The sequence below is a fragment of the Halomonas sp. LBP4 genome (assembly GCF_003202205.1).
Lineage (GTDB): Bacteria > Pseudomonadota > Gammaproteobacteria > Pseudomonadales > Halomonadaceae > Halomonas > Halomonas flagellata.
The window spans coordinates 5,147-18,212 of sequence record NZ_PDOG01000002.1 but is presented as its reverse complement, the minus strand read 5'-3'; the positions used below and the strand labels follow the sequence as shown (position 1 = coordinate 18,212).

General features: G+C 68.1%; 20 protein-coding genes and 1 tRNA gene. 13 read left to right on the top strand and 8 right to left on the bottom strand.

What is annotated here, in order from left to right:
* Positions 1-11 precede the first annotated feature (11 nt).
* On the bottom strand, positions 12-758 hold the full coding sequence (gene phbB / locus CR157_RS07165) for an acetoacetyl-CoA reductase (protein ID WP_110282883.1): 747 nt from the start codon (positions 756-758) through the stop codon (positions 12-14).
* 192 nt (positions 759-950) lie between these two features.
* Here phbB and CR157_RS07160 point away from each other — a divergent pair.
* Positions 951-1,027, top strand: a tRNA-Met gene (locus tag CR157_RS07160).
* Between the two features lie 101 nt (positions 1,028-1,128).
* Here CR157_RS07160 and CR157_RS22560 read toward each other — a convergent pair.
* Positions 1,129-1,275, bottom strand: a complete 147-nt coding sequence (locus CR157_RS22560) for a hypothetical protein (RefSeq protein ID WP_181422000.1) — start codon at positions 1,273-1,275, stop codon at positions 1,129-1,131.
* On the bottom strand, positions 1,250-1,393 hold the full coding sequence (locus CR157_RS22555) for a hypothetical protein (protein WP_181421999.1): 144 nt from the start codon (positions 1,391-1,393) through the stop codon (positions 1,250-1,252). The genes CR157_RS22560 and CR157_RS22555 overlap by 26 nt, the downstream gene beginning before the upstream one ends.
* Positions 1,394-1,473: 80 nt before the next feature.
* On the opposite strand from CR157_RS22555, the gene CR157_RS07150 reads away from it, so the two are divergent.
* Positions 1,474-2,409 carry a tetratricopeptide repeat protein gene (locus tag CR157_RS07150; protein WP_110282881.1) on the top strand — a complete coding sequence of 312 codons (936 nt, stop codon included), beginning with the start codon at positions 1,474-1,476 and terminating at the stop codon, positions 2,407-2,409.
* 34 nt (positions 2,410-2,443) lie between these two features.
* On the opposite strand, the gene CR157_RS07145 is transcribed toward CR157_RS07150, so the two are convergent.
* A complete protein-coding gene (locus CR157_RS07145; RefSeq protein WP_110282880.1) occupies positions 2,444-3,622 on the bottom strand; it encodes a MalY/PatB family protein in 1,179 nt (392 codons plus the stop codon).
* A 57-nt stretch (positions 3,623-3,679) separates the two neighbouring features.
* Here CR157_RS07145 and CR157_RS07140 point away from each other — a divergent pair, with 57 nt between their 5' ends.
* The 8 genes from CR157_RS07140 to CR157_RS07110 all read left to right on the top strand — a co-directional run bounded on the left by CR157_RS07140 (position 3,680) and on the right by CR157_RS07110 (position 7,871).
* Entirely contained in the window at positions 3,680-4,114 is a 435-nt protein-coding gene (locus CR157_RS07140; protein WP_110283444.1) for a hypothetical protein, read from the top strand.
* 87 nt (positions 4,115-4,201) lie between these two features.
* Positions 4,202-4,609 carry an acyl-CoA thioesterase gene (locus CR157_RS07135; protein WP_110282879.1) on the top strand — a complete coding sequence of 136 codons (408 nt, stop codon included), beginning with the start codon at positions 4,202-4,204 and terminating at the stop codon, positions 4,607-4,609.
* Positions 4,606-5,076: a Cys-tRNA(Pro) deacylase gene (ybaK, locus tag CR157_RS07130; protein ID WP_110282878.1), complete on the top strand. Its 471-nt coding sequence runs from the start codon at positions 4,606-4,608 to the stop codon at positions 5,074-5,076. Before CR157_RS07135 ends, ybaK begins: the two co-directional genes overlap by 4 nt.
* An 85-nt stretch (positions 5,077-5,161) precedes the next feature.
* Positions 5,162-5,488, top strand: coding sequence for a hypothetical protein (locus CR157_RS07125; protein ID WP_110282877.1), 327 nt, complete (start codon positions 5,162-5,164; stop codon positions 5,486-5,488).
* Positions 5,460-5,981: a DUF501 domain-containing protein gene (locus tag CR157_RS07120; RefSeq protein WP_110282876.1), complete on the top strand. Its 522-nt coding sequence runs from the start codon at positions 5,460-5,462 to the stop codon at positions 5,979-5,981. Before CR157_RS07125 ends, CR157_RS07120 begins: the two co-directional genes overlap by 29 nt.
* A gap of 62 nt (positions 5,982-6,043) precedes the next feature.
* Positions 6,044-6,169: a hypothetical protein gene (locus CR157_RS22980; protein ID WP_258364096.1), complete on the top strand. Its 126-nt coding sequence runs from the start codon at positions 6,044-6,046 to the stop codon at positions 6,167-6,169.
* A 135-nt stretch (positions 6,170-6,304) separates the two neighbouring features.
* Complete coding sequence (locus CR157_RS07115; RefSeq protein WP_110282875.1) at positions 6,305-6,859, top strand: TIGR00730 family Rossman fold protein; 555 nt, start codon at positions 6,305-6,307, stop codon at positions 6,857-6,859.
* Positions 6,860-6,899: 40 nt separating this feature from the next.
* On the top strand, positions 6,900-7,871 hold the full coding sequence (locus CR157_RS07110; protein ID WP_110282874.1) for an NAD(P)H-quinone oxidoreductase: 972 nt from the start codon (positions 6,900-6,902) through the stop codon (positions 7,869-7,871).
* A 29-nt stretch (positions 7,872-7,900) separates the two neighbouring features.
* On the opposite strand, the gene CR157_RS07105 is transcribed toward CR157_RS07110, so the two are convergent.
* Both CR157_RS07105 and CR157_RS07100 read right to left on the bottom strand, forming a co-directional pair.
* Complete coding sequence (locus CR157_RS07105; protein WP_240566764.1) at positions 7,901-8,401, bottom strand: hypothetical protein; 501 nt, start codon at positions 8,399-8,401, stop codon at positions 7,901-7,903.
* A gap of 74 nt (positions 8,402-8,475) precedes the next feature.
* The gene (locus CR157_RS07100) at positions 8,476-8,991 is read right to left on the bottom strand and encodes a tetratricopeptide repeat protein (RefSeq protein ID WP_110282872.1); all 516 of its coding nucleotides are present in this window, start codon (positions 8,989-8,991) and stop codon (positions 8,476-8,478) included.
* Positions 8,992-9,234: 243 nt separating this feature from the next.
* Between CR157_RS07100 and CR157_RS07095 the strand changes: the two genes are divergently transcribed.
* Both CR157_RS07095 and yaaA read left to right on the top strand, forming a co-directional pair.
* The gene (locus CR157_RS07095) at positions 9,235-10,266 is read left to right on the top strand and encodes an NADP(H)-dependent aldo-keto reductase (protein ID WP_110282871.1); all 1,032 of its coding nucleotides are present in this window, start codon (positions 9,235-9,237) and stop codon (positions 10,264-10,266) included.
* A 112-nt stretch (positions 10,267-10,378) separates the two neighbouring features.
* Complete coding sequence (yaaA, locus tag CR157_RS07090) at positions 10,379-11,158, top strand: peroxide stress protein YaaA (protein WP_110282870.1); 780 nt, start codon at positions 10,379-10,381, stop codon at positions 11,156-11,158.
* Positions 11,159-11,165: 7 nt separating this feature from the next.
* On the opposite strand, the gene CR157_RS07085 is transcribed toward yaaA, so the two are convergent.
* The gene (locus CR157_RS07085) at positions 11,166-11,738 is read right to left on the bottom strand and encodes an isochorismatase family protein (RefSeq protein ID WP_110282869.1); all 573 of its coding nucleotides are present in this window, start codon (positions 11,736-11,738) and stop codon (positions 11,166-11,168) included.
* Between the two features lie 99 nt (positions 11,739-11,837).
* Here CR157_RS07085 and CR157_RS07080 point away from each other — a divergent pair, with 99 nt between their 5' ends.
* Complete coding sequence (locus tag CR157_RS07080; RefSeq protein WP_110282868.1) at positions 11,838-12,641, top strand: Tim44 domain-containing protein; 804 nt, start codon at positions 11,838-11,840, stop codon at positions 12,639-12,641.
* A 70-nt stretch (positions 12,642-12,711) separates the two neighbouring features.
* Here the strand turns inward: CR157_RS07080 and CR157_RS07075 are convergent, their stop codons facing one another.
* Positions 12,712-12,906 carry a hypothetical protein gene (locus CR157_RS07075; protein WP_110282867.1) on the bottom strand — a complete coding sequence of 65 codons (195 nt, stop codon included), beginning with the start codon at positions 12,904-12,906 and terminating at the stop codon, positions 12,712-12,714.
* Between the last annotated feature and the right edge of the window lie 160 nt (positions 12,907-13,066).

Genomic DNA, 13,066 nt, shown 5'->3' with positions numbered 1-13,066 from the left:
CGGGCGGGCGGTCAGCCCATGAACTGGCCGCCGTTGATATCGATGTTGGCGCCGGTGATGAAGCCGGATTCCTTGTGGGCGAGGAAGGCGACCAGGCGGCCGATCTCCTCGGGCGTCCCGTAACGCTTGACCGGGATGGTCTCGCGGATCGCTTCACGCACCTTCTCGGGGATATTCATGATCATGTCGGTGGCGATATAGCCGGGTGACACCGTGTTCACGGTGATCCCCTTGGTGGCGGTCTCCTGCGCCAGCGACATGGTCAGGCCGTGCATGCCAGCCTTGGCGGCGGCGTAGTTGACCTGGCCGAACTGCCCTTTCCGGCCATTGATGGAGGAGATGTTGATGATCCGGCCGTAGCCCTCCTCCAGCATGTCCTCGATCACGCTACGGCAGGTGTTGAAGACACTGTTGAGGTTGGTGTCGATGACCTCGCGCCACTGCTCGGCGGTCATCTTCTTCAGGGTGCCGTCACGGGTGATGCCGGCACAATTGACCAGCACACTGACGGGACCATGGGTTTCGCGAATCTCCTTTATCCCTGCCATGCAGGAATCGTAGTCGGTGAGGTCGATGCCGGACAGCGCAATGTTCTCGTAGCCGTCGGCCTTCTGGGTCTCGAGCCAGGCTCTGGCCTTCTCCGGGTTGTGATATCCCGCGATCACCGTGAAGCCCTCGGCGGCCAGCGAACGACAGATCGCTGTCCCGATACCACCGGTGCCACCGGTGACCCAGGCGACGGGTGCTTGGTTGGTCATTGACTACCTCCCTGATATGCGTGGCGCCTTGTCTGGCACAGGCCGGGAATGGCCCAGTGCCAGCATGCTTGTCTCGATTGTCGTCTTCATGACAATCGCCAGCAGTATGGACCAGGACAAGCACTACGGACGAGCGTTTGAAATCGCCTCTTGACCCAGGCCGTGGAGCCTGTAGAATACGCCTCACGTTGATGCGGGGTGGAGCAGTCTGGTAGCTCGTCGGGCTCATAACCCGAAGGTCATCGGTTCAAATCCGGTCCCCGCTACCAAATGTCATCGAGAAAGCCGATTCCCACGGGAGTCGGCTTTTTCGTATGTGATATAACCCTCGGTCATCGGTTCGCTTTCTAATCAACTTCAGCGGTCCCCGCTACCCTTCCCCCTTGATGACGGCCGCCATGCCCAGCCGGCCGACGCCCGGCAGCTTGAGCGCCGGGCGCCGCACGTCCACTCCCAGCGCGAGCCCCAGCAGGTTGAGCTCGAGCCCCTCGTCACGCCCCAGGGTCACCCCCAGCACGCCACCCAGCGAGGCCGTCGCGCCACGCCCGCTCGGTGGCCAGCATCCACAGGGGACCCGCCAGCAGCAGTGCCACCGCCAGCCCCAGGCCGGCCGCCAGGCGCAGGATTCGTCGCATCGATGGTATGCTCCCCTTGAAGTCCCGGCCCGCTACCCGCATCTCCGGAGTAAATTCACACTGACCCAAGGCCACTGACCATGTCCATCGTCGACCCCCGCACCGGCGAGCCGCTCGCCGTCGACACCGCCTCCGGCGACAGCCCCGACCCGACGCCGAGCCGTCCTGATGCCGAGGTGATCATCGACGTAGACCGCGACAACATCCAGCAGCTGCTCGAGCTCTCCATGCAGGTGCCGGTGCTGCTCGACTGCTGGGCACCCTGGTGCGAGCCCTGCAAGAACCTGATGCCGGTACTCGAGAAGCTGGCCCGCGAATACCAGGGCACCTTCATCCTCGCCAAGCTGAACATCGACGAGAACCAGGAGATCGCCGCCCAACTCGGCGTGCGCTCGGTGCCGGACGTCAAGCTGATCAGCCAGGGTGGCCTGGTCGACCACTTCCAGGGCGCCCTGCCCGAGAAGCAGATCCGCGAATGGCTCGGCCGCTACATCCCGTCCCCGGAGGATGTCCCGCCGAGCCCCGAGGAAGAGGCCGCCGAGGCACTCGCCACCGGTGACGCCGCCACCGCCCGGGCACTTTACGAACAACTGGTGCAGCAGAATCCCCAGCACTCCCCCTATCAGGTGGAGCTGGCCCGCGCCCTGGTGGCCGAGGGCAAGGTCGAGGATGCCAAGTCGCTGCTCGACAACCTGCCGCCGGAGGAGCGAGACGCCGCCCCGGCCCGGGGCGTGCGCGCCAGCATCGAGTTCGGCGAGGAGGCGCCCTCGGCGGCGGAGCTGGCGGCCCTCGCGGGCCGTGACGACAGCGAGGCGCGTTTCAAGCGCGCCCTGCGCCAGGTCGCCGATGGCGACTACGAGGCCGGCCTGGAGTCGCTACTGGCGCTGATGAAGGCCGACCGTGCCTACGGCGACGATGCCGCGCGCAAGACCCTGCTGCGAGTCTTCGACGCCCTGGGCGCCGATCACCCGCTGACGGTCACCTATCGTCGCAAGCTCTTCGCGCAGCTCTACTGAGCGTCTCCGGGGCGAGGTCGCGCCCTGGGGGGGGTCAGCCCCTCAGCACCCGGTCGAGACGGTCCAGTGCCGCGCCCAGCTGGGAGGCGGTGGTGCCGAAGTTGAGCCGCACGAAGCCCGGCCAGCCGAAGCCGGCCCCCTCCGAGAGCGCCACCCCGGCCCGCTCCAGCAGCACCTGCTTGGGCGAACCGTCATGCCCTGCCAGGCCGTGTGCCTGGCGCAGGTCGAGCCAGGCCAGGTAGGTGGACTCCGGCGGGCTCATGGCCACGCCGGGCCACCGAGCCACCCGCTCCACCAGGGTCCGGCGGTGGCCGCGCAGCACCCCGAGCAGCGCCCGCCGCCAGGGATCACCGTGGGCGTAGGCGGCCTCGGCAGCCACCAGCCCCAGGACATTGCCGTCAGGCTGCAGGCCGCGCACCATGGCGGCGAAGCGCCGCCGCAGCCCGGCATCGGGAATCACCGCGCAGGCGGTGGTGAGCCCCGCCAGGTTGAAGGTCTTCGACGGCGCCCACAACGTCAGGATGCGCGAGGCGAGTTCCGGGAAGGCCGCCGCCAGCGGACGATGCTGCGCCCCCTCATCGAGCAGCAGGTCGCAGTGCAGTTCGTCGGAGACCACCAGCAGGCCGTGGCGTTCGACCAGCTCGGCGAGCCCGGCCAGCTCCTCCTGCGTCCAGACCCGCCCGGTGGGGTTGTGGGGCTGGCACCAGAGCAGCAGTCGCGTCTCGGGAGTGATGGCGGCTTCCAGCGCCTCGAGGTCGAGGCGCCAGGGCTCACCCGGCGAGGCCGGCTCACACAGCGCCGCCTGCTGGGGCAGCCGGCCGGTGCGCTCGGCCACCTTGAGAAAGGGCGGATAGATGGGCGTCACCGTCAGCACGCCATCGCCCGGCTCGGTCAGCGCCAGGCTCGCCAGGTGCAGGGCAGGTACCACGCCGGGCAGCCACAGCTGCCACTCCGGCTCGATCGTCCAACCGTAGTGCGCGGCGCTCCAGGCACACAGGGTGTGGCGCAGCGAGTCGGGCACCAGGCCGTAACCGAAGACGCCATGGTCGACCCGGGCACGCAGCGCCTCGACCACCTCCGGGGGCGAGGTGAAATCCATGTCGGCGACCCACAACGGCAGCACCCCATCGCCGTAGTGATGCCACTTCTGCGATGGCCAGTCGCCCCCCTTCGGGTGGCGACGCTCCACCGGCGTGGCAAAATCATGATTCATGCGTACTCTCCCCAGTCACGACATCCAGGCCAGGACAACCATCAGATGAACGAGACCATGCCGCAAAGCGGCTTCTATGCCAAGGTACGCCGCGGGCTGCCGGCGTTGATCGGCCAATGGCAACGCCTGGGCCAGGGCGATGCGGACCGTCTGGCGCTGATCCTCGCCGAGACCGCCCGGGTGGCAAAGCTCGGCGAACCCGAGGCCACTCCGAGCGGCGCCACCCTGCTCGAGTGGAGCGCCCCCGATGCCGGCGACGCCATTCCGCTCTGGGCGGCACGCACCGCCACCTTCCTACTGGTGCAGATGCCCGCCCGCCCGCTGCCGGCGAGCGACGACGAGGCCTGCGCCTGGGCCTACTGCTGGCTGCGCAACCGCGACTTCGATAGCTTCGAGGCCGCCGAGTGCGCCCTGCCGGACCACCTGCGCAAGCCCCTGGCCGCCGCCCTCAAGGCGGCATGGACCGACCGGCAGGGCCTGCGCCTGGTCTGAGCGGGCCGCCGGCACTTGACCAAGCGCTTGCTAGGGATAAAGCTGTCCAACCGGATCCGACGACGATCCCCAGACAAGGAACTCCCCATGTTCGCACGCACCATCGAGCCCGCCTTCTATGACACCGATGCCTTGGGTCACGTCAACAACACCCGGCTGCCGGCCTGGTTCGAGCTGGCCCGCAACGACCTCTTCCGCCTCTTCACCCCGGACCTGGACCCGCGCAAGTGGCGCCTGATCATGGCGCGGATGGAGGTCGACTACCGGGCCGAGCTGCAGTACGGCAGCGAGATCGAGATACGTACCTACGTCTCGCGCCTTGGCAACAGCTCCTTCACGGTGAGCCAGGAGGCTCGGCAGAATGGCCGGTTGACCAACCGGGGCCATACGGTGATGGTACACTTCGATTATCGGGCCAAGCGCGCCATCCCCATCGAGGGTGAGCTGCGCGAGGCGCTGGAGGCCCATCTGCAGGAGGAGCCCGCAGACGCATGACACCGGCGGTGAAGGCGCTGGAGAAGGCCGGAACGGCCTTTACGCTGGCCAGCTACGACCACGACCCACGCACCCCGGCCTACGGCGAGGAGGCCGCCTGTGCCCTCGGCCTGTCGCCCGACGAGGTGTTCAAGACCCTGCTCGCCCGCCTCGCCGACGGCCGCCTGGTGGTGGCCATCGTGCCGGTCTCCGGCCAGCTCGACCTCAAGGCACTGGCCCGGGCCGCCGGGGCCCGCAAGGCCACCCTGGCCGAGGCGGAGGCGGCCGAGCGCGCCACCGGCTACCTGGTGGGCGGCATCAGCCCGCTGGGGCAGAAGAAGCGCCTGCCCACCTACCTCGACGCCAGCGCCGAGGATTTCACGGCGATCCACGTCAGCGGCGGACGCCGCGGGCTGGAGATTCGCCTGGCGCCACAGGACCTGGCCCGCCTCACCGGGGCACGCCTGGTCGCCCTCGCCAGGACCTGAGACGGCGGCGAGCCGAATGGCGCCCCGCGCTGTCCCATTGGTACGCCCCGGCATCACCGGGACACCCCCACAACAGGAGCCGGTCATGGCCATCCGCTACGACCTCTGGCTGGACCCCGACAACATCGCCCGCCACCGTGCCGTGGAGGCAGACCTGATCCGCTTCTTCATGGAGCGCTTCGCCGACTATCCGCACATCCGCTTGTTCGGCGCCGACCCTTACGATTATGATGCGCCATTCAATCGCCTCCATGACGCGCTGATGGCCAGGGCCAACGAGTACTGCGAGCGGCAATGGCGCTATGTGCCGACGCCCGAGCAGCTCACTCGCGCCTTCTTCCTGGCCGTCGGCCGTTCGAACAAGTTTGTACGGGACCCCGACGATGCTGATCCGCACCGATCAGACGCCTGACGAGCGCCAGCTGGCCATCATCGCCGACCAGCTTGGCCGTGCCCCCCGAGGCATCGAGGCCGTCTCGGCCACCGACGGCGCAGGCACCCCGCTGGTGCTGCGCATGGCCCCCATCGTCGGCGGCAAGCCCTTCCCGACCCTCTACTGGCTCAGCTCCGAGCGCCTCAAGGTCGAGCTCTCGCGCATCGAGGCCGCCGGGGTGATCAAGCGGCTCGAGACCCGCCTGCAGGACGACCCCGACTTCCTCGCCGCCTATCACCGCAGCCACCGCGACTATGTCGAGGCCCGCTGGCGCTTCATGAGCGACACCCAGGCAGCCGAGGTCATCCGACTGGGCTACGATGGCGTGCTCAGGGAGCGCGGCATCGGCGGCATCGGCAACTGGGACCAGGTGCGCTGCCTGCACACCCAGTATGCCCACCACCTCTGCGGCGACAACGTCATCGGCCAGTGGCTGGATGCCGAGTACGGGGTCGCCGACTGCCTGCCCTGAACCATCCCCGCCGTCCCCGAACCCTAACCCCAAGACCCACTCCCCAGAGAAGGAGCCCCCTGATGTACGTCGATACCCATGTGATTGCCAGTCTCGCCCTGATCGCCAGCATGGTGGTGATCACCGGCGTGGGCATCAAGCTGCTGCGCCAGGCCATGAAACGCGACGCGGCCAGCGGCTCGCGCTGAATACGGCCGTTTGCCAGCACATCGCCAAGGGCGCCATGACGGCGCCCTTCGCGTATCCAGGAGGGCGGGAAGGGTCACGGGCTTTCGGGACCACCGCCGCGGCGCTAGGATGGAGGCCTTGCCAAGGAGAAGAGCATGTCGAGATTCTGCGTCTACCTGGGGTCACGGGACGGCCGTGACCCGCACTTCCTCGAGGCCACTCGCCAGCTGGGTAGCGAACTCGCCCGTCGCGGCCACACCCTGGTCTACGGCGGTGCCCGCATCGGCCTGATGGGCGCCCTGGCCGATGCCGTCATGGCCGCAGGCGGCGAGGCGATCGGCGTGATGCCCGATCACCTGGTGGAGCGCGAGCAGGCCCACCACGGGCTCAGTGAGCTGATCCGGGTGCGCAACATGCACGAGCGCAAGGCGAACATGGCCGCCCATGCCGACGCCTTCATCGTGCTACCCGGTGGCATCGGCACCCTGGAGGAGTTCTTCGAGGCCTGGACCTGGCACTACCTGGGGCTGCACGACAAGCCGATCGGCGTGCTCGACACCGGTGGCTTCTATGCCCCGCTGCTGGCCTTCCTCGACAGCACCGTGGAACACGGCTTCCTCAACGGCCGCACCCGGGCCGAGCTGATCGATGCCACCGAGCCGGCCGCCCTGCTCGACGCCCTGGAAGCCCGCCTGACGACTACCGACTGAGCCACCGCTTTCGTTCATGCCAACCCGAGGAGCCGGCGCCATGCATGCCATCACCATCGACGGAGAACGCCTGCGCTGGCGGGAGATCAGCGGGCCGGGTCCGCTGGAGAGTGGACAGGTGCGGATCCGCGTGGCCTGGGCCGGCGTCAACCGCGCCGACCTGATGCAGCGCGCCGGGCACTACCCGCCGCCCCCCGGGGCAAGCGGGACCCTCGGGCTCGAGGTCAGCGGCACCGTGACCGAAACCGGCCCCGGCGTCGAGCGCCTGCGCGCGGGCGACAAGGTCTGCGCCCTGCTCGCCGGGGGCGGCTACGCCGAGGAGGTGGGGGTGGATGCCCGCCAGGTGCTGCCGCTGCCCGCGGGGCTGGACCTACGTCAGTCGGCGGCGCTGCCCGAGGTCTACGCCACCGCCTGGCTCAACCTGTTCATGGAGGGAGCCTTGACGACGGGCGAGCGGGTGCTGCTGCATGCCGGCGCCAGCGGCGTGGGCACCGCCGCCATCCAGTTGTGCCGGGCCTTCGGCCATCCCTGCTTCGTCACCGTGGGCAGTGCCGAGAAGCTCGCCGCGTGCCGCGCCCTGGGTGCCGAGGCAGGCTGGAACCGCCACGACGGCAGCTTCGTCGAGGCGGTGAAGGCCTGGGGCGGCGCCGACATGATCCTCGACCCGGTGGGCGCGAGCTATCTCGCCGACAACCAGCAGGTGCTCAATGCCGACGGACGCCTGGTGCTGATCGGGCTGATGGGCGGGCGCCGTGCCGAGCTGGACCTGGGACGGATGCTGATGAAGCGCCAGCGGCTGATCGGCTCGACCCTGCGCGCCAAGTCGCCGGCGGCCAAGGGCGCCATCCTCGATGCCCTGCTGGCCCATGTCTGGCCCAGGCTCGCGAGCGGCGAGCTCGAGCCGCTGATCGACCGCACCTGGCCGATCACCGAGGCCGAGGCGGCCCACGAGCACGTCAGGCGCGATGCCAATATCGGCAAGGTACTGCTGTCGGTCAGCGGCGAGGACTGAGACGCCAATCAATGCCTTTCAGGACTGAGTCAGGCGTCGCCGGCGAGTTCGCGGGTACGCTGGTAAGTGAGCTGCAGCAGGCGGGCGTCGTCGCCGGCCCGGTGACGGTGGATACCCAGCTCGCGCACCAGCGCTTCCTTGGTGGCCGTCCACAGCGCCAGCTGCCCCTCGCTGAGCAGCATGCGCAGCGCCTCGAGGCGGAACGCCGGCAGCAGGCCGGCATGGTGGAAGAGCAGGGATAGCCAGGTGTTGTCATAACCCCAGCTGTCGCTGTAGGCGATGCCCAGGTCGGACAGCTCATCATTGAGCCAGCGCGCCACCTGGCGCACCGGATACCCCTCGCGGGCCAGGCGGCCACGACTGATCCCGTGCAGCAGTTCCGCCGTGGGATCCCAGTGGATCCACTCGGGAAGCGGCTGCACGAGGAAGGCGCAGGTGCTGCCATCGGGCCGGGCCAGGCCGACCTCGATGGGGTAGCTGCCACGCCCGAATCCGGACGCTTCGATATCCAGCAGTGTCGGTAGCGTCACGGGAAGGCGGGTCCTCGATGATGGGTCACCAGGTCGGGGGCAAGGCCGGGGCATGTTTCCGGCCTCAGGTTGACCTAGTGTCGCGTCTCGGCTTCGCCACTGTCCAGTTGGTCGGCGAACCCGGCCTGGCGATCGGCCAGCCGCTGCCAGTACTCGGCGCGCTCGGCGTCCATCGGCAGACCGAGCTCGCCCAGGCGGTAGGCCCTGGCCAGGCGGTCGGCGGCCAGGGGATGGCCGGCCTCGCCGGCACGGGCGTACCAGGTCACGGCGTGATCATCGCGGCGCGGATAGAGGGCGCAGCCGTGCTCGTGGATCTGCCCGGCCCGGTACTGGGCACGGGCATCCCCGGCATGGGCCGCCTCGAGCACATAGCGGGCACCGCGTGCCTTGTCCTGGGGGCTGACGCCGCGATGGAAGAGCATGTGCCCGTAGAGCGACAGCGCCGCCGGGTGACCGGCATCGGCGCAGCGCTGGAAGAGGTGCATGGTCAACTTCTGGGTGCGCGGCGAACGAGGCAGCCAGCGAGTATGGAACAGCTGCTCCGCCAGACGATACTCGAGCCGAGTGAACAGTGATGATGCCTGAGGCATGGCAAGCAACCCTGGTCCTGTGGTGCCGAAGACGACCTCGCCCACTACCCTGTGTGCGGCGTCATTCGCATACTGTGACAGCAGCCCTGCGGACTCCGCCGGGGCAACGGGGCCGCAAGCATACGCTCGCCCCGGCGGCGACTCAACCCCCCCACATTTGCCGCCCTGGTCGACCTGCCGCTACCATGCCGACTCCAGACCTGACGTTTCCAGGACACCAGAGCCTTGCAAGGGGAGTGACGGATGCAGACGCGACCGCTTGGCAACACCGGCATCGAGGTCAGCCGACTCTGCCTGGGCACCATGACCTTCGGCGAGCAGAACAGCGAGGCCGATGCCCACGAGCAGCTCGACCGCGCCGTGGCCTTCGGCATCAACTTCATCGACACCGCCGAGATGTACCCGGTGCCGCCGAAGGCAGAGACCCAGGGGCGCACGGAAGCCTATATCGGCAGCTGGCTGAAGCACCGCAGCTCCCGCGACGACATGATCATCGCCACCAAGGCCGCCGGCCCCGGCCTGGAGCATGTGCGCGGCGGGCCGCGCCTGACCCGCGAGCACCTCAGGCAGGCCATCGACGACAGCCTCTCCCGACTGCAGACCGACTACGTCGACCTCTACCAGCTGCACTGGCCGGATCGTCACACCAACTTCTTCGGCCGGCTCGGCTACGAGCATGACGAGGAGGAGGACAGCACGCCGCTCGAGGAGACGCTCGCGGCGCTCAAGGAGCTGGTGGACGCCGGCAAGGTCCGCGCCATCGGGCTGTCCAACGACACGCCCTGGGGGGTCATGCGCGCCCTGCACCTCGCCGAGACTCTCGGCCTGCCGCGGGTGGCCTCCATCCAGAACCCCTACAACCTGCTCAACCGCACCTTCGAGGTAGGGCTCGCCGAGATCGCCCATCGCGAGAACGTGGGGCTGCTGGCCTACTCGCCACTGGCCTTCGGCATGCTCTCGGGCAAGTACCTCGACGGCGCCCGCCCGGTAGGCGCCCGCCTCACCCTGTTCGAGCGCTTCCAGCGCTACACCAACCCGCTGGCCGAGGAGGCGACACGGGCCTACGTGCAGATCGCCCGTGACCATGACCTCGATCCGGCGCAGATGGCCCTGGCCTTCGTCAATTCCCGCAGCTTCCTGACCAGCAACATCATCGGCGCCACCACCATGGAGCAACTCGAGGACGACCTGGCGAGCGAGTCGCTCCGGCTCGAGCAGAGCGTGCTCGACGCCATCGAGGAGGTACACCGGCGACTCCCCAACCCCGCTCCCTGAGCCCCTCCCGACAAGGCAGTGGGCTATCGAGGCGATAGCCCACTGCGAGTCGGCGGCTTGGTATACTCGAGGCATCGCCGTCAGGCCCATCTACCAGGTACAGGAGCGCCCCATGCTGAGCGTGATCTCGCCCGCCAAGTCGCTGGACTTCGAGACGCCGGCCACCACGGCCCGGCATTCCCAGCCGGACTTCCTCGATCGCAGCCGTGAACTGATCGAGATCCTGCGCGACTACTCGCCACAGCGGCTCAGCGAGCTCATGGGCATCAGCGACAAGCTGGCCGGCCTCAATGCCGCCCGGTTCGCCGAGTGGCACACCCCCTTCACCCCGGACAACGCCAAGCCTGCGGCCCAGGCCTTCAAGGGTGACGTCTACGTGGGGCTGGAAGCCGATACCTTCGGCGACGACGACAACGCCTTCGCCCAGGACCACCTGCGCATCCTCTCCGGCCTCTACGGCCTGCTGCGCCCGCTGGACCTGATCCAGCCCTACCGCCTGGAGATGGGCACCCGGCTCGACAACCCCGCCGGGCGCGACCTCTACGCCTTCTGGAGGGAGACCCTGACCGCGGAGCTGGACAGGGCCGTGGCCGCCAGCGGCAGCCCGGTGCTGGTCAACCTCGCCTCCAACGAGTACTTCAAGGCGATCGACCCCAAACGGCTCTCGGCCCGGGTCATCACCCCGGTGTTCAAGGACGAGAAGAACGGCAAGTTCAAGATCATCAGCTTCTATGCCAAGAAGGCACGCGGCCTGATGGCCGCCTGGATGATCCGCCAACGGCTGGACGACCCTGACGGTCTCAAGGCGTTCGACGTAGCCGGCTATCGTTTCAACGACGCCATGTCACAAGGCGATACCCTGGTCTTCACCCGCGAGGAAGGCGCGGCCTGAACGAGATTCAGAAGCACAGGGGCCGGGTGGAGCGGCCCTTGAGGAAGCGGCGATGGGCCTGCTTGAAGCGTTCGTCGTCGCAGCGGTGCAGCCACTCGTAGGCCACCATGTCGGCGCTCACCGCCACGGCACCGGCCTGGACCATGCGCTCCCGGGCCAATCGCGCCTCGGCGGCCCGCCGACTCGCCGTGGCCTCCACCAGCCAGTAGACCTCATAGCCTGCCTCCAGCAGGCCGAGGCCAGTCTGCATCACGCAGATATGGGCCTCGGTGCCGCACAGCACCACCTGCCGCTTCCCGCTCTCGGCCAGCGCCGCGGCAAATTCCGGTTCCTCATGGGCGCCGAAGTGGACCTTCTGCCACAGGCGATGGCCCGGGAGCGCTGCCAACAACCGTGGCTCACTGCCGCCCATCCCCTGCGGATACTGCTCGGTGACCCACACCGGCACGTTCAGTGACTCGGCCAGCCCGCCCAGCCAGGCGGCTTCCGTCACCGCCTGGTCGCCATTCTCGATCACCGGCAGCAGAGCGGCCTGCAGGTCGACGATCAACATCAGGCTCCTTTCGCGTCTCAGGCGCATCGGCGTTCTCCGGGGCTTTATTGTCGTGAGTGACCAGCATAGTAGAATCACTCGACCTGAAGCTTACCTTGCTGCACATCCCTGAATGGAGATCTCTGAATGCGCCATCTTCTCATCATGCTGGTGGTCGGTGTGCTGGGCTTCGGCCTCGCCGTGGATCATGCCGACGCCCGCCGCCTCGGTGGCGGCAAGAGTTTCGGTACCCAGTCCCGTACCGTGGAGCGCCCTGCCGCCGCCACCAACCAGGCGGCACCCGCGCGCCAGGGCCAGGCAGCCGGCTCGCGCATGCCCGGCATGCTGGGTGGCCTGCTCGCCGGCGGCCTGCTCGCGGCGTTGTTCTTCGGTGGTGCCTTCGACGAGCTGCGCCTGATGGATATCCTGCTGGTTGCCGGCGTGGCCTTCCTGCTGTTTCGCCTGCTGGCGCGCCGTCGCCCCGCCATGGCCGCGGCGCAGCCCGACCAGCCGGCAACCCGCGTGCAATCTCCGGCCTTCCAGGCCGAGACCGCCTCAGCGGGCGGCGGCGCGGCCTTCGCCGGCGAGCCCGAATGGTTCGACCGCGAGCGCTTCCTGGGCGGCGCCAAGGAGCACTTCATGACCCTGCAGCGCGCCTGGGACAACAATGATTTTGCCGGCATCCAGGAGTACGTGACGCCGGAGCTCTACAACCTGTTGCGTGAAGAGCGCGCCGGGCATCCGGCCAACAACCGCACCGAGGTCGTGCGCCTGTTCGCCGAGCTGGGCGACGTGCGCGAGGAGGGACAGCGGGCCGAGGCCACGGTGATCTTCCACGGCATTCTCGACGAGAACGGGGAGCACAACGAATTCAACGAGACCTGGCACCTGGTCCGCGAGATGCGCGACGGCGCCCCCTGGTACGTGCAGGGCATCGAGCAGAACGGTTGAACGATCGCCGCCCCTGAACGGCAGGAGGCCGGGCAATCGCCCGGCCTCCTGCATTTCTGCCGCCCTGTGGTCAGTTCTCTTCGGCGGAGTCCTGGATCTCGTCGCCCATCTCCTCGATGCCCTCGCCGGCATCCTCCATCGCCTCGTCGATGTTCTGACCGGCTTCCTCGGCCGGGCCCGGATCATCCTCGCACGCCACCAGCCCGCCGGCCATCATGGCAATCAGCATTGCCAGGCCAAGTCTCTTGAGCATATCGGTCTTCATGGTTGTCTCCTCCTGAGAGCTCTCTATCCACCAAGTCGTTACATTTGGCCCTTGAAAACCCTAGTCGAATTGACGTCCCATGACCACTACGCCCTGCAACCCTCTGTAACCGGCACACGACCATCCCGAAACTCGCCGACCGGAAACGAAAAAACCCCGG